The 19,290-nt window shown below is 59.1% G+C and carries 18 protein-coding genes; 11 read left to right on the top strand and 7 right to left on the bottom strand.

The window, feature by feature from the left end; genetic code table 11:
• The first annotated feature begins 36 nt into the window (after positions 1-36).
• Positions 37-1,701, top strand: a complete 1,665-nt coding sequence (ettA, locus tag PMI31_RS26115; RefSeq protein ID WP_008022529.1) for an energy-dependent translational throttle protein EttA — start codon at positions 37-39, stop codon at positions 1,699-1,701.
• A gap of 372 nt (positions 1,702-2,073) precedes the next feature.
• Positions 2,074-3,411 (top strand): NADP-specific glutamate dehydrogenase, encoded by a 1,338-nt coding sequence (gdhA, locus tag PMI31_RS26110; protein WP_008022528.1) that lies wholly within the window; start codon positions 2,074-2,076, stop codon positions 3,409-3,411.
• On the opposite strand, the gene PMI31_RS26105 is transcribed toward gdhA, so the two are convergent.
• The 3 genes from PMI31_RS26105 to PMI31_RS26095 form a co-directional block, all read right to left on the bottom strand.
• Positions 3,408-3,902 carry a GreA/GreB family elongation factor gene (locus tag PMI31_RS26105; RefSeq protein WP_008022526.1) on the bottom strand — a complete coding sequence of 165 codons (495 nt, stop codon included), beginning with the start codon at positions 3,900-3,902 and terminating at the stop codon, positions 3,408-3,410. The two genes, gdhA and PMI31_RS26105, sit on opposite strands and share 4 nt — an antisense overlap.
• A gap of 239 nt (positions 3,903-4,141) precedes the next feature.
• Positions 4,142-5,995, bottom strand: a complete 1,854-nt coding sequence (locus tag PMI31_RS26100) for an Lnb N-terminal periplasmic domain-containing protein (RefSeq protein WP_008022525.1) — start codon at positions 5,993-5,995, stop codon at positions 4,142-4,144.
• Between the two features lie 235 nt (positions 5,996-6,230).
• Positions 6,231-6,719, bottom strand: a complete 489-nt coding sequence (locus PMI31_RS26095; RefSeq protein WP_007970900.1) for a DUF3015 domain-containing protein — start codon at positions 6,717-6,719, stop codon at positions 6,231-6,233.
• Positions 6,720-6,997: 278 nt separating this feature from the next.
• On the opposite strand from PMI31_RS26095, the gene PMI31_RS26090 reads away from it, so the two are divergent.
• Both PMI31_RS26090 and PMI31_RS26085 read left to right on the top strand, forming a co-directional pair.
• Positions 6,998-9,436, top strand: coding sequence for a Lon protease family protein (locus PMI31_RS26090; RefSeq protein WP_008022522.1), 2,439 nt, complete (start codon positions 6,998-7,000; stop codon positions 9,434-9,436).
• Between the two features lie 256 nt (positions 9,437-9,692).
• Complete coding sequence (locus tag PMI31_RS26085; RefSeq protein WP_008022519.1) at positions 9,693-10,034, top strand: PA4575 family protein; 342 nt, start codon at positions 9,693-9,695, stop codon at positions 10,032-10,034.
• 6 nt (positions 10,035-10,040) lie between these two features.
• Here PMI31_RS26085 and PMI31_RS26080 read toward each other — a convergent pair whose 3' ends face one another.
• On the bottom strand, positions 10,041-11,870 hold the full coding sequence (locus PMI31_RS26080; protein ID WP_008022517.1) for a hypothetical protein: 1,830 nt from the start codon (positions 11,868-11,870) through the stop codon (positions 10,041-10,043).
• 171 nt (positions 11,871-12,041) lie between these two features.
• On the opposite strand from PMI31_RS26080, the gene PMI31_RS26075 reads away from it, so the two are divergent.
• The 3 genes from PMI31_RS26075 to PMI31_RS26065 all read left to right on the top strand — a co-directional run bounded on the left by PMI31_RS26075 (position 12,042) and on the right by PMI31_RS26065 (position 13,695).
• Positions 12,042-12,530, top strand: coding sequence for a TIGR00645 family protein (locus tag PMI31_RS26075; protein ID WP_008022515.1), 489 nt, complete (start codon positions 12,042-12,044; stop codon positions 12,528-12,530).
• Between the two features lie 135 nt (positions 12,531-12,665).
• Entirely contained in the window at positions 12,666-12,956 is a 291-nt protein-coding gene (locus PMI31_RS26070; protein WP_008022513.1) for a DUF6482 family protein, read from the top strand.
• A 121-nt stretch (positions 12,957-13,077) separates the two neighbouring features.
• Complete coding sequence (locus PMI31_RS26065) at positions 13,078-13,695, top strand: FKBP-type peptidyl-prolyl cis-trans isomerase (RefSeq protein ID WP_008022510.1); 618 nt, start codon at positions 13,078-13,080, stop codon at positions 13,693-13,695.
• A gap of 129 nt (positions 13,696-13,824) precedes the next feature.
• On the opposite strand, the gene PMI31_RS26060 is transcribed toward PMI31_RS26065, so the two are convergent.
• The 3 genes from PMI31_RS26060 to PMI31_RS26050 all read right to left on the bottom strand — a co-directional run bounded on the left by PMI31_RS26060 (position 13,825) and on the right by PMI31_RS26050 (position 15,766).
• Positions 13,825-14,082 (bottom strand): PA4570 family protein, encoded by a 258-nt coding sequence (locus PMI31_RS26060; RefSeq protein ID WP_008022506.1) that lies wholly within the window; start codon positions 14,080-14,082, stop codon positions 13,825-13,827.
• Between the two features lie 204 nt (positions 14,083-14,286).
• On the bottom strand, positions 14,287-14,628 hold the full coding sequence (locus PMI31_RS26055) for a zinc ribbon domain-containing protein YjdM (protein ID WP_008022504.1): 342 nt from the start codon (positions 14,626-14,628) through the stop codon (positions 14,287-14,289).
• Between the two features lie 169 nt (positions 14,629-14,797).
• Positions 14,798-15,766 carry a polyprenyl synthetase family protein gene (locus PMI31_RS26050; RefSeq protein WP_008022502.1) on the bottom strand — a complete coding sequence of 323 codons (969 nt, stop codon included), beginning with the start codon at positions 15,764-15,766 and terminating at the stop codon, positions 14,798-14,800.
• A gap of 239 nt (positions 15,767-16,005) precedes the next feature.
• Here PMI31_RS26050 and rplU point away from each other — a divergent pair, with 239 nt between their 5' ends.
• The 4 genes from rplU (at position 16,006) to proB (ending at position 19,288) form a co-directional block, all read left to right on the top strand.
• Entirely contained in the window at positions 16,006-16,320 is a 315-nt protein-coding gene (gene rplU / locus PMI31_RS26045; RefSeq protein ID WP_007950961.1) for a 50S ribosomal protein L21, read from the top strand.
• Positions 16,321-16,355: 35 nt separating this feature from the next.
• Complete coding sequence (rpmA, locus tag PMI31_RS26040) at positions 16,356-16,613, top strand: 50S ribosomal protein L27 (protein WP_003281574.1); 258 nt, start codon at positions 16,356-16,358, stop codon at positions 16,611-16,613.
• A gap of 195 nt (positions 16,614-16,808) precedes the next feature.
• A complete protein-coding gene (gene cgtA / locus PMI31_RS26035; RefSeq protein ID WP_008022500.1) occupies positions 16,809-18,032 on the top strand; it encodes an Obg family GTPase CgtA in 1,224 nt (407 codons plus the stop codon).
• A 137-nt stretch (positions 18,033-18,169) separates the two neighbouring features.
• A complete protein-coding gene (gene proB / locus PMI31_RS26030; protein ID WP_043302662.1) occupies positions 18,170-19,288 on the top strand; it encodes a glutamate 5-kinase in 1,119 nt (372 codons plus the stop codon).
• Positions 19,289-19,290 lie beyond the last annotated feature (2 nt).

Raw genomic sequence — 19,290 nt, 5'->3', positions numbered from 1 at the left:
CCTAATCATTCATCAGTCACTGACCCTAGGTTCTCCATGGCTCAATACGTATTCACCATGCATCGGCTGGGCAAAGTTGTTCCGCCGAAGCGGGAAATCCTGAAAAACATTTCTCTGTCGTTCTTCCCCGGCGCCAAGATCGGCGTACTGGGCCTCAATGGTTCGGGTAAGTCCACGCTGCTGAAAATCATGGCCGGCGTCGATACCGAGTTCGAGGGCGAGGCCCGTCCGATGCCGGAGCTGAACATCGGCTACCTGCCACAGGAACCGATCCTGGACCCGGCCAAGACCGTGCGTGAAGTGGTCGAGGAAGCGGTCAGCGTGATCAAGGACGCCCAGGCGCGTCTGGACGAGGTCTACGCGGCCTACGCCGACCCGGATGCCGATTTCGACAAACTGGCGGCCGAGCAGGCCAAGCTTGAAGCCATCCTGCAAGCCAGCGACGGCCACAACCTGGAGCGTCAACTGGAAGTCGCCGCCGATGCACTGCGTCTGCCGGCCTGGGATGCCAGGGTCGAACACCTTTCCGGTGGTGAAAAGCGTCGTGTGGCCCTGTGCCGTCTGCTGCTGTCCGCCCCGGACATGCTGCTGCTCGACGAACCGACCAACCACCTGGACGCCGACTCCGTTGCGTGGCTTGAGCACTTCCTGCACGACTTCCCGGGCACTGTGGTAGCGATCACGCACGACCGTTACTTCCTGGACAACGTTGCCGGCTGGATTCTGGAACTCGACCGCGGCGCGGGCATTCCGTACGAAGGCAACTATTCGGGTTGGCTGGAAGCCAAGTCCGATCGTCTGGCTGCCGAATCCAAGCAGCAGTCGGCCCACGAAAAAGCCATGAAGGAAGAACTGGAGTGGGTGCGCAAAGGCGCCAAGGCCCGCCAGTCGAAATCCAAGGCTCGTCTGCAGCGCTTCGAAGAAATGCAATCGCAGGAATTCCAGAAGCGCAGCGAAACCAACGAGATCTATATCCCGGCCGGTCCGCGCCTGGGCGACAAGGTCATCGAGTTCAAGAACGTCACCAAGGGCTACGGCGACCGCGTGCTGATCGACAACCTGTCGTTCTCCATGCCTAAAGGCGCCATCGTCGGCGTGATCGGCGGTAACGGTGCCGGTAAGTCGACCCTGTTCCGCATGCTGATGGGCAAGGAAACTCCGGATTCGGGCAGCATCGAAGTCGGTGAAACCGTGCAGCTTGCGTGTGTGGATCAGAGCCGCGAAGACCTGGACGGCAGCAAGACCGTGTTCCAGCAGATTTCCGACGGTTCCGACCAGATCCGCATCGGCAACTACGAGATTCCGTCGCGTACCTACGTCGGTCGCTTCAACTTCAAGGGCGGCGATCAGCAGAAGTTCGTCAAGGACCTGTCCGGTGGTGAGCGTGGCCGCTTGCACCTGGCCCTGACCCTGAAGGAGGGCGGCAACGTCCTGCTGCTCGACGAACCGTCCAACGACCTCGACGTTGAAACCCTGCGTTCCCTGGAAGAAGCCCTGCTGGACTTCCCGGGCGCCGCCATTGTGATCTCCCACGACCGGTGGTTCCTTGACCGCGTCGCGACGCACATCCTGGCGTACGAAGACGACTCGCAAGCGGTGTTCTTCGAAGGCAACTACACCGAGTACGAAGCCGACCGCAGAAAACGCCTCGGCGAAGCGGCTGCCCAGCCGCATCGTGTACGCCACAAGAAACTGGCCTGATTTCGGGTTGGTTGCATAAAGAGCGGAGCCTTCGGGCTCCGTTTTTTTTTGATCGGTTTTTTCAGTGGCACTGATGGGAATTCATCGCTGGCAAGCCAGCTCCCACAGTTTTCGCGGTGATTACACATTCAGGACATGACACAGATCCTGTGGGAGCTGGCTTGCCAGCGATGGCGGTGTAACTGTTGGTGCATTACGTGGACTTTGTCTCCCCATTCAGGTGCAAAACCCGTCAAAAAAACAGCTTTATTTATATCCTGTGCACCATTTAATTTCATAAGTGCGACATTTTGCGCTGTTCTTGTGCGCGAATCGTTTGTTACAGTCCGGCGCAATCTCCTACAACGACAATCAATTTGCCGAGACTTTTCCATGATCGAATCCGTCGAATCCTTCCTTGCCCGCCTGAAAAAACGCGATCCGGACCAGCCTGAATTCCACCAGGCCGTGGAAGAAGTACTACGCAGTCTATGGCCGTTTCTTGAAGCCAACCCGCATTACCTGACCTCGGGCATTCTGGAGCGCATCTGCGAGCCAGAGCGGGCGGTGGTGTTCCGCGTGTCGTGGGTCGACGATCAGGGCAAGGTCCAGGTCAATCGCGGGTTCCGCATCCAGATGAACAGCGCCATCGGCCCGTACAAGGGCGGTCTGCGTTTCCATCCGTCGGTGAACATGGGCGTGCTGAAATTCCTCGCCTTCGAACAGACCTTCAAAAACTCCCTGACTTCTTTGCCCATGGGCGGTGGCAAGGGCGGTTCGGACTTCGATCCGAAGGGCAAGAGCGATGCCGAGGTCATGCGCTTCTGCCAGGCCTTCATGAGCGAGTTGTACCGCCACATCGGTGCGGACGTTGACGTGCCGGCCGGGGACATCGGCGTCGGTGCGCGGGAAATCGGCTTCCTGTTCGGCCAGTACAAGCGCCTGAGCAACCAGTTCACCAGTGTGCTGACAGGCAAAGGCCCAAGCTACGGCGGCAGCCTGATTCGCCCGGAAGCCACCGGTTTCGGTTGCGTGTACTTCGCCGAAGAAATGCTCAAGCGCCGTGATCAGAGCGTTGAAGGCAAGCGCGTGGCAATCTCCGGTTCCGGCAACGTTGCCCAGTACGCAGCGCGCAAGGTGATGGACCTGGGTGGCAAAGTGATTTCCCTGTCCGATTCCGAAGGCACGCTGTTTTGCGAAGCAGGCCTGAGTGAAGACCAGTGGCTGGCGTTGCTGGAGCTGAAAAACGTCAAACGCGGGCGGATCAGCGAATTGGCGGCGGCGTTCGGCCTGGAGTTTCGCGCAGGCCAGCACCCATGGACGCTGCCGTGCGACATCGCGCTGCCTTGCGCCACGCAGAACGAACTCGATGCCGAGGCTGCGCACACTCTGCTGCGTAACGGCTGCGTATGCGTGGCCGAAGGCGCGAACATGCCGACCACGCTGGAGGCTGTGGATATCTTCATCGAGGCCGGCATTCTGTTCGCCCCCGGCAAGGCATCCAACGCCGGTGGCGTGGCGGTGAGCGGTCTGGAGATGTCGCAGAACGCCATGCGTCTGCTGTGGACCGCCGGTGAGGTGGACAGCAAGCTGCACGCGATCATGCAGTCGATCCACCACGCCTGTGTGCACTACGGTGAAGAGAACGGACGTATCAACTACGTCAAAGGCGCGAACATCGCAGGCTTCGTCAAAGTTGCCGATGCGATGTTGGCTCAAGGCGTGGTTTAAGACGGTTCGATGCGGATCACTTCAATCACTTGATCGCCGGCGGGACGCTGCCACAGCACCTCATCGTTGAGTCGTGCGCCGAACAGCGCCCGGCCCAGCGGTGAACCCCAATTGATCAGGCCGTGGGCGGCATCGGCCTGGTCTTCGCCCACCAGTTGTACCCGGCGTTCGGTGTTGTGTTCATCGGCATAGGTCACCCAACTGCCGAACTGCACTTTCTCGGTCGAAGTCGCGGCGGGTACCACCTGAGCACTGCCAAGGCGCTGCTTGAAGTAACGCAAATCACGTTCGAGATCCACCAGGCGCTGCTTGTCGGCCTCGTCGCCTTTTGCCGATTGTTCGGTGTGCTGGGCTTGCAGTTCGGCGACCTTAGCCTGCAACAGGCTGAGGCCTTGCGGCGTGACGTAATTGGGCTGCGCGCTGACCTGCCGTTCGACAGGCTGATCGGTTTGCGCGGCGGCGTTATCTTCATGGACGAAGGCACGGCTCATGGAATTCTCCCGGCGTAGGGTTTGGATCATGGTCGCAGGCATCTGGTTTCACTGGATGTCTGAAAGCGACTTACGGCGAGTGATAGGCCCGGGCCTGTCACTCGCCACATTCCTGACTCCCATGCCCCAACGGCCCATAAGGAAAGTCTAGAAGCCGGCTCGTCAGGATGGTGTGCAAGGGCGGTGAAAAATCCACTTAACACCGCATGCCCCTTGTAGGAGCGGTGGTCTGTATCAGGTCAGTAGTGATACCACTTCAGCTCAAGCATCACATCGTTCTCGGACGTCGCCAAATGGCTGAACTCGCGCCGGGCACTCAAGCGCAGTCCGAGATTGCGGGATATTTCCCATTGCTGATTCAGGCTCAGGCTACGGCGGACTTCGCCATTGGTGAAGAAATCACCCTTGGCTTCCAGGCTCAGGTTGCCCACCGGGTTTTTCCACAGCACACCACTGTTGAAGCCTGCGGCCGGCGCGATGAAGGCGGCGAAGTCATTGTTGTGTTCGATACGCACGGTGCCCAGGGCAAATCCAAGCAGGTCATCGCCCAGTTGCCAGGTCCCACCGCCACCGCCGTTGACGTGGCTGACCAGGGTTTGGTCATCGTGCTTGCCCGGCACCCGCTCCAGGCCACCGGTGACTTGCCATGACAGCGGTTGCAGCAATTGGTTACGCGGGGTCAGGGAGCGAATGGTCGCCAGGTCCAGCTGTTGCACTTGCCAGTCATTGCCTTCGTACTGGCGCAGTTTCAATTGCAGGATTTCGATCTGCGCGCCCAGTGGAAAGCTTTCGCTGTTGTCATTGAGGTCGTGATAAGCCATGCGCAAGCCGTACTCGCCAAAAGCTTGATCACCACGGGTGCCGAGGCCGAGCTGCCATGTACGGGACTCGTGACCGTCTTCAGGCAGGCCGGGTTGCGCGATGTCCAGCTCCGGCGCCGGGTTCTGGTTGATTGCCCGCAGCAGTTCGAAGCTGCGCTGGGCACGCGCCGGGTCGCGTTCCTGGCCATTGGCGCGGTAACGCTCCAGTCGATAGGCCGCATCGATGATCAGGGCCTGGCGCTCGCGAGGTTGTGCCTTGAACGCCGGGTCCTGCAATTGGTTCTGATCGGCACTGACTTTCAACACCCACTGCTGCTCTTCAGGGTTCAGCGGCTCGGCGCGGCTGAGCAACTCGCGCTCCCGGGACGGACGATACTGGATGGACTCCACCAGCCCGGCATTCTTCACGGCTTTGACGGTGTCGGTCGGGATGGCCGTGAGCGGGAATTGCCCGGTCAGGCGCAAGCTCGGGCGAGCCACTTGCAGCAGTTCCAGTAATCGGTATGAGCAGTTTTCGTCGAAGAAGAAATAGTCGAACTTGATCTGCTTCAGCTCCCAGACGTGCTCGACCATGCGCGCGGTTTCCTGCCGGGTCAGGTTCAGCCGATATTCCCACAGGTCGCGGTTTTCCAGGCTGCGGTATTCCGAGAGTTTTTCCTGGTAGGGCACCATTGCGAACAAGCCGGGGTAACCGCCCATCAGGCCTTTCCAGGCATAGAGGATGCTGTTGTCCGAGCCCTCGATGTAGGCGCCGAAGTTTATCGCGTAACTGAGCAACGACGTCTTGTCGCTTTTCACTTCGGCCTGATCGATGCGCAGCAGGGTGTGGCCAAACATCGAGGACGGGCTGTTCAGATAGGCTGCCGGGAAGATCATCACCGCACTGTCCGGTGAGACGTCCTTGAACCATTGCCTGAACCCGGCGCAGTCCGGCGTCGGCAGGCCGGTCAGGCCGAACTGCTCTTTCAGCCAGCGGGTGCGGGCCGGGTAGACGCATTGAGCGTGTGTTTCACCGGTACTGGCCGGGGCGTACAAGGCTTGTACCGTCGCCACCAGTTCATGGTCCGGGTGTTCATTGCCGTCAGCGGCGAGGAAGAATTTCCTGTCGCTGACATAGCTGCGCCAGCCGCCGAGCTTGGCGGTTTCGTAATGGCCCAGGGATATCCAGAAAGGGTCGTTGGCCAGTTGCTGCAAACGTTGTGGGTCGATGTGAGGCGCGGCGGACAGCGGGGCGCAGGCACACAGCGCCAGCCAGGCAAGGCGTTTGAGCATAGATGGCAACTTAAACAGGAAAAAATGAAGACCCAACGAGGTGGATGCCGTTCGCCTGTAGGAGCTGGCTTGCCAGCGATGGTTTCAAAGGCGCTGTGTTTATCCAGTAAACACGCGTAATCGTTAACGACCATCGCTGGCAAGCCAGCTCCTACAGTAGTCAGCAACATTACCCGGAGTGGGGCAGGTCCAAAAAACAAAACCCGCTTCCCAAGAGAAGCGGGGCAGGTCGAGCTTAAGCTTGAGTTGCGTACTTGGCCAGACGAGGATCGGCTTTGAGCACGGCCAGGGTATTGGTATGCACGTCTTCGGCAGTCACGTCAGCCTTGCTGAAGATCTGCTGGAAGTGCTCGTGAGTGACGGCGGCGAAATGCGCACGGTCTTCCGGCGCCACGCCCAGTACCACGGCATAGGTGGTCAGCGCTTCGCCCTGACCTTTGGCCATGTCTTCGGACAGCTCGTTCATCATGCCATTCATGGCAAACCAGGATTTGCCGCCATAGGTCAGCGATGCATTGGTCGCGCAACCGTTGGTGCCGGAGGTCATGCCGAAGGTTGCGTTGCCGGAGGTGCCGTTGGTGGTGGATGCCAGGAAGTGAGCTGGAGTGCCACGCTGACCTTCGAACAGCATGTTGCCCCAACCGCAATCCGGGCCGCCTGGCGCCTGAGCCATGGCGTTGATGGATACAGCGGTGAAGAGAGTACCGAGAAGAATCCGTTTCATAGCTTTGTTCTCTTTTATGTGCGTACCAATAGGCAAAGGGTCTGGCCCGTCTGGTGCCAGTGGGCCGGGCATTAGTCCAGCCGCGCAGTCTGGAGTTTAGGCACGATCACCGGGTTCCGTGATTTTTTGCAAAACATTCATGGGAAACGACGGCGAAAGCCCGGCCCGCAAGGGGTTGACGGATTGATACTGCTCCGGCCAACGGCGCTCCTTGCCAGTCGGGCATGGGCGGCGCCAGAATGCTGCCATCTGCCCCGCCTGATTGTTAAGGAAGCCCGATGCCTGATCCTGTTGCTGCCAGCTTGCGTCTAGCGCCCGAAGCGCTGACCCGTCCGTTTTCCGCTGAACAGTTCAGCTTCTCTACCACCAATGATCTGGAGCCCTTTCGCGGTGTGCTTGGCCAGGAACGTGCGGTCGAAGCCTTGCAGTTCGGTGTGGCCATGCCACGCCCCGGTTACAACGTATTCGTCATGGGCGAGCCTGGCACTGGCCGGTTTTCGTTCGTCAAACGCTATCTCAAGGCCGAAGGCAAGCGCCTGCAGACTCCGGCGGACTGGGTCTACGTCAACAATTTCGATGAGCCTCGCGAGCCGCGCGCACTGGAACTGCCGTCGGGCAGCGCTGGCGCCTTCATCGGTGACATCAACGGCTTGATCGACAACCTGCTGGCGACGTTTCCGGCGGTTTTCGAGCATCCGTCCTACCAGCAGAAGAAAAGCAGCATCGACCGCGCCTTCAATCAGCGCTACGACAAGGCCTTGGACGTCATTGAGCGCCTGGCGCTGGAAAAGGACGTCGCGCTGTATCGCGACGCCAGCAATATCGCCTTCACTCCGATGAGCGACGGCAAGGCGCTGGACGAAGCTGAATTCGCCCAGTTGCCGGAAGCCGAGCGCGAGCGTTTTCACGAGGATATTTCGGCCCTGGAGGAGCGCCTGAACGAGGAGCTCGCGAGCCTGCCGCAATGGAAGCGTGAGTCGAGCAACCAATTGCGTCATCTGAACGAAGAAACCATCACCCTGGCCTTGCAGCCATTGTTGTCGCCATTGTCGGAGAAGTACGCCGAGAACGCGGCGGTTTGCGGTTATCTGCAAGCCATGCAGGTGTACTTGCTCAAGACCGTGGTCGAGCAACTGGTGGACGACAGCAAGACTGACGCTGTCGCCCGCAAGTTGCTGGAAGAACAATACGCGCCGAGCCTGGTGGTCGGTCACTCGGCCAGCGGCGGTGCGCCCGTGGTGTTCGAGCCGCACCCGACCTACGAAAACCTCTTCGGCCGTATCGAATACAGCACCGACCAGGGCGCGCTGTATACCACCTACCGTCAGCTGCGGCCGGGGGCCTTGCACCGGGCCAATGGTGGGTTCCTGATCCTTGAAGCGGACAAGATGCTCAGCGAGCCATTCGTGTGGGATGCGCTGAAACGCGCCCTGCAATCGCGCAAGCTGAAAATGGAATCGCCGCTGGGCGAGATGGGTCGCTTTGCGACCGTTACCCTGACTCCGCAACACATTCCGTTGCAGGTCAAAGTCGTCATCATCGGTGCCCGTCAGCTGTATTACACGCTGCAAGACCTCGATCCGGACTTCCAGGAGATGTTCCGCGTCCTGGTGGACTTCGACGAAGACATCCCGATGGTCGACGAGAGCCTGGAGCAGTTCGCCCAGTTGCTCAAAACCCGTACTTCCGAAGAAGGCATGGCACCGCTGACCGCCGATGCGGTGGCACGTCTGGCGACTTACAGTGCTCGTCTGGCCGAGCACCAGGGGCGCCTGTCGGCGCGTATCGGTGACTTGTTCCAACTGGTCAGCGAGGCGGACTTCATCCGCCATCTGGCCAGCGATGAAATGACCGACGCGGGGCACATCGAGCGCGCGCTCAAGGCCAAAGCCACGCGGACCGGGCGGGTTTCGGCGCGAATTCTCGACGACATGCTGGCCGGGATCATCCTGATCGATACCGCTGGCGCGGCGGTAGGCAAGTGCAACGGCTTGACCGTGCTGGAAGTCGGCGACTCGGCCTTTGGCATACCGGCGCGGATTTCCGCCACGGTGTACCCGGGCGGCAGCGGCATCGTCGACATCGAGCGCGAGGTCAACCTCGGCCAGCCGATCCACTCCAAAGGCGTGATGATCCTTACCGGTTATCTGGGCAGCCGTTACGCCCAGGAGTTTCCGCTGGCGATTTCGGCGAGCATCGCCCTGGAGCAATCCTATGGTTATGTCGATGGCGACAGTGCTTCCCTGGGCGAGGCCTGCACTCTCATCTCGGCCTTGTCGAAGACCCCGCTCAAGCAGTGCTTTGCCATCACCGGGTCGATCAACCAGTTCGGCGAAGTGCAGGCGGTCGGTGGCGTCAACGAGAAGATCGAGGGCTTCTTCCGTCTGTGTGAAGCCCGTGGGTTGACCGGTGAGCAGGGGGCAATCATTCCTCACGCCAACGTCGCCACGCTGATGCTCGACGAGAAGGTGCTGGCGGCGGTGCGTGCTGGGCAGTTCCATGTCTACGCGGTCCGTCAGGCCGACGAAGCCTTGAGTTTGCTGGTCGGCGAACCGGCCGGCGAGCCGGACGAGAATGGCGAATTCCCTGAAGGCAGCGTGAACGCGCGGGTCGTGGAGCGCCTGCGGGTTATCGCGGAAATGATCAGCGAAGATGATCTGAAAGAAGCCGAGAAGGAGTTGGCGCAAGAGGCTTTGGCGGAAACCAAGCCTGCTTGATGCATCGTTGATCTGAAACTGTGCAATCCCTTGTGGGAGCGAGTTCGCTCCCACAGTTTTTTTGTGGTGGGTGTCGAAAAGCGTCGTCGAAATGACGTCAATATTCACACTGTGACCATTCGGCGCCTTTCGGTTTCGCCCGGCCTGCAAGCCAGACTTTTCTTCTATTCTCTGCTCAGGGATATCGAGAGTAATCACAGGATCGAAACAGCCTTCCCGAGGGGGCTGAATACCGGATCTACCGAGGGTCGCCGCCATGTCGCGCAACCTCTGCCTCACCCGTCAATGCCTGGGCCTTGTAACCCGTATCGAGTGTGCCATCCGTCCATTGGCGGGAGATACGGGCATGTGGACTCTACTGTTCGCCGCCGGAATGGCCGGCGAACAACCTTCGGCCATCAAGGCCCAAGGCCCGTTTCACGGTCCAGTCGTCGCTGAATCAATCCTCGACACCATCGTTGAAAGCCTGACTTTGCACGGCTACGAATTGGCCGACGATCCGCAAATCTGGTGTCTGCACCTGCAAGCCCAGCTGCGGGAAATCAATGGTGGTCGCTGCCGAAACATGGGCGGCTTCGAGTTTCACCCAGAGCACTGAGCCGCACTATTGATCAAGGCGCGTGATGTCGGCCTTGTCGAGTCTGACCTCGAAACCATATTGCACGGTGGCGAGGTCGGTGCGCTGATAGGTTTCCAGGCGCGTAGGCTGCCCGTAGAAGTAATGCACGGCAAACTGCGCCGGACCTTGTGCGCTCGCGCCATGGCTGACCGATAGAATCTCCTTCAAATAATTACCGCTGTCGTCCTTGGCGAAAAAGCGCCAGTCCTGGGCGGGAAATGCCTTCAGATCCACCACCAGTGCATTGTCTTTGAGTCCGAGGCCTTTGGGCAGTTGACGGGCATCCACGGTTTTTTTATCGACTGTGGCCAGGAACAACGGCATCGAGCCCACTGCATAGGCCGGCGTTTGCGGAAACAGATTCAGATCGTAAGTGATGGTGCCGCGCAGGGGATCGATCTGATACGCCTCAGACGGCAGTTCGATCGGCTCGTCGCGATTGCCGCGAGCGTCTTCGGTGAAGAAACTCACCGGACTTTCTCCGGGGTTGAACGATGTGCCAAGCAGTTCATCGTTGAAGCTGCGCAGATGAGTGAATTCGATTCGCGCAGCACTGGGGTCGTCGACCGACTGACTGATGTTGACGTTCTTTTTCAGTTGATCCTCAGTCAGCGTTGCCCCTTTCAGCCAGCTCGCCGCCTGGTCGTCATAGACCACCACGGCCAGGTTCAAGGGCTGGATGGTCTTGTCCGTGGTATTGGCATCAAAGCGCCGGATCGGCAGGTCGAGGTCCTTTCGGGTGACTGTGACGGCGGAAAAATCCAGCATGCTGACTTCGAGGGTTTCGATTGTCCCGTTGAAGTACACCTTCGAATAATGTCGAGCCTGCTGTTTCTCAAAGTTGCGCTGCTCTTCGTCGAGCTGTTTTTCCAGAGATTCGCTCCAGCTCTTTTGCTGCTGCATCTTGGCCAGCTGCTGCTGATAGAAGGCAATTTGTACCGCGGTTTCGTTGATTGAGCCGGCGCGCGTGATGAATTGCCCGGTGCTGTCCCTGGCCTGGACGATCAGCGGGTTCAGCGGTGTTTCACTGACTTCGGAGGCCAGCGGCGCGCTGTTGTTGTATTCGATTTCCGCGTAGTTGTTCGTCAATGTGAGCAGGGTGACGCTCAGGTTGTCATTGGTGCGAGTCTGGCCTGCGTCCTTTTTCGTCAGGTCGAAGCTGTAGAGGCGGCGTGGCGCGATGACTTCGACTTTGCCTTGCAGGCTCACCGGTTGCGGTTGCTGCTTTCTGTCGATGTCGAGGCCTTCGATGAAGGGGTAGGCCACGGTCAGGTCATCGGGGTTGGTCAGGTTGGAGCTAGATGGGCTGAGTTGAATGCCGGGGTCGGTTTCCGACCATTCCGGCTGGAATGGAATCACTCGTTTATTGCTCAGGGTGACCGACTGCCATTCCAGGCCATGGGGAAACAAAAACGCGGCAGGAACGCTGAACGTGAACGGGAACACCGGTTGCAAATCGGTCAGGTAGTCGGAACCGGAGTCCTTTTGCAGCACGAACAACCCGTTGATGTAGGTGTCGACCAGGGCCTGCGGGGTCGGGTAGTGCTTGAGCATGGCGAGGGCGTCTTCGCCGTATTCGGTTTCCACCGGTTTACTGTCGAGCTTGAGTCGGGCGCGCTCGAGCAGCAGCAGTGAGCCGCCCAGTTCCGACACGGCATCCTTGAGTTTCGGATCCTGGATGGCGTCCAGCGACTTTTCGAACTGCGCGGTTTTTTCTTCGAGGCTGACCTGGCGTTTTTCATCGCTGGGTGAGCAGCCGCTTAGCAGCAGCGCCAGGCAAATACCGGCACTCGTCAAAGGCAATCGCACATCCATTTCCAGTCTTCCCGTCCGACATCACTGAGCAGTCAATGATTTGGACACTAGCAGAAAAACTTTGATACACAGGCGCAGGTGGCGGATTTTTCGACGGTTTCCGGTTGCTTCTGGGTATAGACGGGCGGCTGGTATACTCGCGGCCATTTTCAATCCAACGTGTGAGATTCAATGGAACGCTTTATCGAAAATACAATGTACGCCTCGCGCTGGCTGCTGGCGCCGATCTATTTCGGCCTGTCCCTCGGGTTGCTGGCGCTGGCGCTGAAATTCTTCCAGGAAGTCTCCCATGTCATCCCGAACGTGTTTTCGATGGCCGAGTCGGACTTGATCCTGGTGCTGCTGTCGCTGATCGACATGGCGCTGGTGGGCGGATTGCTGGTGATGGTGATGATTTCCGGCTACGAGAACTTCGTCTCGCAACTGGACATCGATGACTCCAAGGAAAAGCTCAACTGGCTGGGCACCATGGACTCTTCGTCGCTGAAAATGAAGGTGGCTGCGTCGATCGTGGCGATCTCGTCGATTCACCTGTTGCGCATCTTCATGGACGCCAAGAACGTCGATCCTGAGCATCTGCAGTGGTACGTGATCATCCACATGACCTTCGTGGTCTCGGCATTCGCCATGGGTTACCTGGATAAAGTCACCAAGCACTGATCCATTGCTGGCCCCATGAAACACGCCGCCCGTCTGTTGCAAAACAGACGGGCGGCGTCGTTTGTGGCTTGTGCTTTGATGCGCCGAGGCCTATCCCTGTAAGTATGTTGGCTCGCCACTGCGTGAGGTGCGTTCATGACCCTGCATGAGTTGAATGCGTATGCCGTCGCCGGGAAGGTCGATGAGCTGAACCTGATCTCCATGGAGGGGGGCATCTACCTGCTGGAAGCAAGGATGCATGGCGCGGCGTACCCCCTGAGCGATACGCACGGCCATATGATGAGCCTGCGCTCGGTGGAGCATGCCCGTGATGTGTTGCGCTCCTTTCCCAAGCTGCATTTCAACCTTGTGCACACGGTCGTGCATGACGAGATGTGCGGGCTGGTTGCCGATGTTGAGGAAAACCTGAAGGTGCCGATCGCCTGAGGTCCCTCATCAATGGCATGACATCTGTGCTAGTCTGCTGGCCCTTTTGGTTCCGGGCGCTCCGGGACGCGCTGTGCACGCATGGCAAGTTCCCGAGCCGTCCGCACAGCGGAGCAATGTCATGTCCGAAGTAAATCTGTCCACCGACGAAACCCGCGTCAGCTACGGTATTGGCCGTCAGCTGGGCGACCAACTGCGCGACAACCCGCCACCGGGCGTAAGCCTGGACGCGATCCTGGCAGGTCTGACCGACGCATTCGCCGGCAAACCAAGCCGTGTGGGTCAGGAAGAAATGTCCGCCAGCTTCAAAGTCATCCGCGAAATCATGCAGGCCGAAGCTGCAGCCAAGGCTGAAGCGGCTGCTGGCGAAGGCCTGGCTTTCCTGGCTGAAAACGCCAAGCGTGAAGGCATCACCACTCTGGCTTCCGGCCTGCAGTTCGAAGTTCTGACCGCTGGCGAAGGCGCCAAGCCATCCCGTGAAGATTCCGTGCGTACCCACTACCACGGCACCTTGATCGACGGCACTGTGTTCGACAGCTCCTACGAGCGCGGCCAGCCTGCAGAGTTCCCGGTTGGTGGCGTGATCGCTGGCTGGACCGAAGCCCTGCAACTGATGAACGCCGGCAGCAAATGGCGCCTGTACGTGCCGAGCGAACTGGCTTACGGCGCTCAAGGCGTTGGCAGCATCCCGCCGCACAGCGTACTGGTGTTCGACGTCGAACTGCTCGACGTTCTGTAAGACCCGCTGATTACCTGTAGGAGCGAGCTTGCTCGCGATGGTCGCCAACGATGACGCGGGCATTCTGAATGAGCGCGGTGTCTTTGAGTTCTTCGCGAGCAAGCTCGCTCCTACAGGGTCTTGCGTTTTTCATATTTCGATCTTTGTGTGCAGTTCACTGTGCGGGCGCAACGCCCGGGCATAGCAGAACAGAAACAGGTTACGCACCAGTTCCTTGAGCACCACCGGCTCGCTGGAACTCAAACCATTGAGGTCCAGGTCACCCTGATCCTGCAGCTCGTTCAAGGCTTCCTCTTCCAGTACGGCACAGACTTCCCCGGTTTCCCGGTGCAGGATCCTGAGGTAAGGGTGTGGGCGGTCCAGCCAGGCATCGATCAAATAAGTCATGGTTCTCATCTCCACTGTGGATTTAATGAGAATAATTCGTATTCATCAAATAGCAAGCACCTATTGGCGGTTTGCGCTTTTTTCCGGGTAAAGATTGCGTCAGGTCAAAACGACTGGTGTTTGGCTATTGCGAGGATTTGCTGGGCGAAGCAGGGGAGGGTGAGGCGCCATCCCGCGCGGGGCACGGGATGGAGGGCAGCAGGTTCAGACTTTCCTGACGAACTCGGACTTGAGTTTCATCGGGCCAATGCCGTCGATCTTGCAATCGATGTCGTGATCGCCATCGCACAGGCGGATGTTCTTGACCTTGGTGCCGACCTTGACCACCAAAGACGTACCCTTGACCTTGAGGTCCTTGATCACGGTGATGGTATCGCCGTCCTGCAGGACATTGCCGACCGAATCCTTTTTCACTGCGTCATCGGACGCGGCTTCGGCTTCACCGTTGGCGGACCATTCGTGGGCGCACTCGGGGCAGATCAGCTGGGCGCCGTCTTCATAGGTGTATTCGGAATTGCATTTTGGGCAGGGTGGCAGCGTGCTCACTAAGGCTCCTTGGATTCAGGATCGCTAAAAAGCGCACATTATATAGGGTTTTAGAGCGGGAAGGTGGGACTGACTGTAGGAGCCGGCTTGCTGGCGATGCATACAACTCGGTGTGTCAGGACCACCGTGGTGATGCAATCGCCAGCAAGCCGGCTCCTACAGAGGCGAATCAGTGGGTGCGGGCTACCGCAAATTCGCTCAATTCGATCAGCGCGTCGCGGTATTCGCTGGCGGGCAGTGCTTCGAGGCACTTGATCGCGCGGGCCACATAATCTCGGGCCAGTTGCGCGGTGTACTCCAGCGAGCCCGAGGCTTCCACGGCTTCGCGGATGCTCTCCAGGTCTTCGATTCCGCCTTTCTGGATCGCTTTGCGTACCAGGGCGGCCTGCTCCGGCGTACCTTCACGCATGGTGTAGATCAGCGGCAGGGTCGGCTTGCCTTCGGCCAGATCATCCCCGACGTTCTTGCCCAGGGTTTCGGCGTCGCCTTTGTAATCAAGCAGGTCGTCGACCAACTGGAAGGCCACTCCCAGGTGATCGCCGAATGTACGCAGGGCTTCGGCCTGCTCCGGCGTGGCTTCGCACAGGGCGGCGGCACTGTGGGTCGAGGCTTCGAAGAGCATCGCGGTCTTGCCGCGGATGACTTCCATGTAGGTTTCTTCGGTGGTGCTGGCGTCACGCACCTTCGACAGCTGCAACACTTCGCCTTCGGCGATGATGCGCGTGGCTTGCGAAAGGATCTTCATCACTGGCATGGAGCCCAGCTCGACCATCATTTCGAAGGAGCGCGAATACAGGAAATCACCGACCAGCACGCTTGGCGCGTTGCCCCACATGGCGTTGGCGGTCGAGCGGCCACGGCGCATGCCGGACATGTCGACCACGTCGTCATGCAGCAGGGTAGCGGTGTGCAGGAACTCGATGGTGGCGGCCAGCAGGCGCAGGTCGTCACCTTCACGGCCCAGGGCCTTGCCACACAGCAACACCAATAAAGGACGCAGGCGTTTGCCGCCGGCCGAGGTGATGTAATCGCCGATTTTCGATACCAGCGGCACTCGGGAAGTCAGCTGCTTCTTGATGATGCCGTCGACGGCGCTAAAATCGTCCGCGACCGCGCGGTAGAAAGCTTGGGGTTGCATCAGCGACAGTCGCTCCAGAAGGGTTGCGCGGCATGCTAGGACCCACGCCTGCAGGTGTCAAGGCGCGATGGACGGCCCCTTGCAAGGCTGGCGTGGCTTGCGTACAATCGCGCACCCTGAACTTCCTGGGCAGCACCTGCCTTACGCAATTGCAAGCGGGCCTCCAGCCCCATGCAGCCATGCCAGCCAATACCTCTTCTTATAAAGAGCTGGGTGAGCAGGATTATCGGAGAAATACCATGTCTTATGCAGTAATCGTTACTGGCGGCAAGCAGTACAAAGTCGCCCCAGGTGAATACCTGAAGATCGAAAAACTGGAAGTCGCTACCGGCGAATCCGTTACCTTTGATCGCGTTCTGTTGGTTGCCAACGGTGACGACGTGAATATCGGCGCTCCAGTTGTTGCTGGCGCTACCGTTGTGGCTGAAGTGATCTCCCAAGGTCGTCACGATAAAGTCCGCATCATCAAGTTCCGTCGCCGTAAGCACCACATGAAGCGTATGGGCCACCGCCAGTGGTACACCGAGATCAAAATCACCGGTATTCAGGCTTAATTTCAGCCTAATTCCTCACTAGGAGAATTGAACTCATGGCACACAAAAAAGCTGGTGGTAGTACCCGTAACGGTCGCGACTCAGAAGCCAAACGCCTTGGCGTGAAGATGTATGGCGGCCAGGCTATCAAAGCAGGCAACATCATCGTGCGTCAGCGCGGCACCCAATTCCACGCTGGCTACGGCGTTGGCATGGGTAAAGATCACACCCTCTTCGCTAAAGTCGAAGGCGTGATCAAGTTCGAAGTAAAAGGCGCCTTCGGTCGTCGTTACGTGAGCGTAGTCGCAGCTTAATTGCGCGATCGCTGGAAAAGCCCTGTCTCGCGACGGGGCTTTTTCGTTTGTGGGGTGAGTCTCTTGCAAAGCTGTTTGTATGGGCTGTCGGCGTACGATGTAGGTGTCGTGGTTTGGGGTCGCTGCGCTCATTTTTGCAAGAGTCTTATGTCTTGATTGTTTTTCGGCTCGTCCGTATGGCGAGAGGCGTTTGTTATGAAGTTTGTTGATGAAGTATCGATTCGAGTAAAAGCCGGTGACGGCGGCAATGGCTGCATGAGTTTCCGTCGCGAAAAATTCATCGAAAACGGCGGTCCTAACGGTGGTGATGGTGGTGACGGCGGTTCCATCTACATGATGGCCGACGAAAACCTCAATACCCTGGTGGATTACCGTTACACCCGGCACTTCGATGCCGAGCGTGGCTCCAACGGCGGCAGTACCGACTGCACCGGCAAGAAGGGTGAAGACCTGATCCTGCGCGTTCCGGTCGGCACCACGGTGATCGACTCCGCGACTCAGGAAGTCATCGGCGACCTGACCAAGGCCGGTCAGAAATTGATGGTAGTGCAGGGTGGCTGGCACGGTCTGGGCAACACCCGTTTCAAATCCAGTACCAACCGTGCGCCGCGCCAGACCACTCCGGGCAAGCCGGGTGAGCAGCGCGACCTGAAGCTGGAAATGAAAGTACTGGCTGATGTCGGTCTGCTGGGTTTGCCAAACGCCGGTAAAAGTACCTTTATCCGTTCGGTATCGGCCGCCAAGCCGAAAGTTGCCGACTATCCATTCACCACGCTGGTGCCGAACCTGGGTGTGGTCAGTGTCGATCGCTGGAAGAGCTTCGTCATTGCCGATATTCCGGGTTTGATCGAAGGCGCTTCCGAAGGTGCTGGTCTGGGCATTCGCTTCCTCAAGCACTTGGCGCGTACGCGTCTGCTGCTGCACCTCGTGGACATGGCGCCGCTGGATGACGCCAGCGCACCGGATGCCGCTGAAGTGATCGTCAACGAACTGATCAAGTTCAGCCCGTCCCTGGCGGAGCGTGATCGCTGGCTGGTCCTGAACAAGTGCGACCAGATCCTTGATGAAGAGCACGATGCTCGCGTCAAGGAAATCGTTGATCGCCTGGAATGGACTGGTCCGGTCTACGTGATCTCGGCAATCTCCAAGCTCGGCACCGAGCGTCTGTGTCACGACATCATGCGTTACATGGAGGATCGTGCTGATCGCCTGGCCAATGACCCGGCCTACAAGGAAGAGCTGGCCGATCTCGATCAGCGCATCGAAGACGAAGCTCGTGCGCAACTGCAGGCGCTGGATGACAAGCGTGCCCTGCGTCGCAGCGGCGTGAAGTCGGTTCACGACATCGGCGACGATGATTGGGACGAAGAAGATGTGGATGACGAAGACGGTCCGGAAATCATTTACGTGCGTGACTGATTCGTTGCGATAAACTTAAGCGCCGCTCAATCGAGCGGCGTTTTGGTATCTGGAAATCGATCGTTGGTCACGAATAACCACGAATAATGTCACGGGCAGTGCCAGGTCGTGCTGCCCTCAAGCTAAGGTTGAAGATGATGCGGAGCAAGGTGACAGGTGCGCAGCGTTGGGTCGTGAAGATCGGCAGCGCTTTGCTGACGGCGGACGGCAAGGGCCTGGATCGCGCGGCAATGGGTGTCTGGGTTGAGCAGATGGTGGCCTTGCATGAGGCGGGTGTCGAGCTGGTGCTGGTGTCCTCCGGGGCGGTGGCGGCCGGTATGAGCCGCTTGGGCTGGACCTCGCGACCCAGTGCGATGCACGAGCTTCAGGCCGCTGCTGCAATCGGTCAGATGGGGCTGGTGCAGGCCTGGGAGTCGAGCTTTGCCGAGCATGGCCGGCATACCGCGCAGATTCTCCTGACCCATGATGACCTGTCCGACCGCAAGCGCTACCTGAATGCCCGCAGCACCTTGCGTGCGCTGGTCGAGCTCAAGGTCATTCCGGTGATCAACGAGAACGACACGGTGGTCACCGACGAAATCCGTTTTGGCGATAACGACACCCTGGCGGCGCTGGTGGCGAACCTGGTCGAGGCGGATTTGCTGGTGATTCTTACGGATCGTGATGGCATGTTCGACGCCGATCCGCGCAACAATCCGGATGCCCAACTGATTTACGAGGCGCGTGCCGATGATCCGGCGCTCGACGCGGTGGCAGGCGGTACGGGTGGGGCGCTGGGGCGTGGCGGCATGCAGACCAAACTGCGCGCTGCGCGACTGGCGGCGCGTTCCGGTGCTCACACCATCATCGTTGGTGGGCGGCTTGAGCGCGTACTGGATCGCCTCAAGGCGGGTGAGCGCATTGGCACCTTGCTCTCGCCGGAGCGCGGCATGCTGGCGGCGCGCAAGCAGTGGCTGGCCGGTCATCTGCAAACCCGTGGCACCCTGGTGCTGGACGCGGGTGCGGTGACTGCGTTGTCCGAGGGCAACAAGAGCTTGCTGCCGGTCGGAGTCAAATTGGTGCAGGGCAGTTTCCGTCGCGGTGAGATGGTGGTCTGCGTGGCGCCGGACGGTCGTGAGATTGCCCGTGGCCTGGCCAACTACAGTGCGCTGGAAGCGCAAAAAATCATCGGCCAGTCGTCTGATGCGATTGTCGGTCTGTTGGGTTACATGGCGGAGCCGGAACTGGTTCACCGCGATAACCTGATTCTGGTCTGAAG

Origin of the sequence: Pseudomonas sp. GM55, assembly GCF_000282395.1 — a bacterium.
Classification (GTDB): domain Bacteria; phylum Pseudomonadota; class Gammaproteobacteria; order Pseudomonadales; family Pseudomonadaceae; genus Aquipseudomonas; species Aquipseudomonas fluorescens_CC.
The sequence above is the reverse complement of the archived record's forward strand: the minus strand, read 5'-3'. Positions and strand labels throughout refer to the sequence as shown.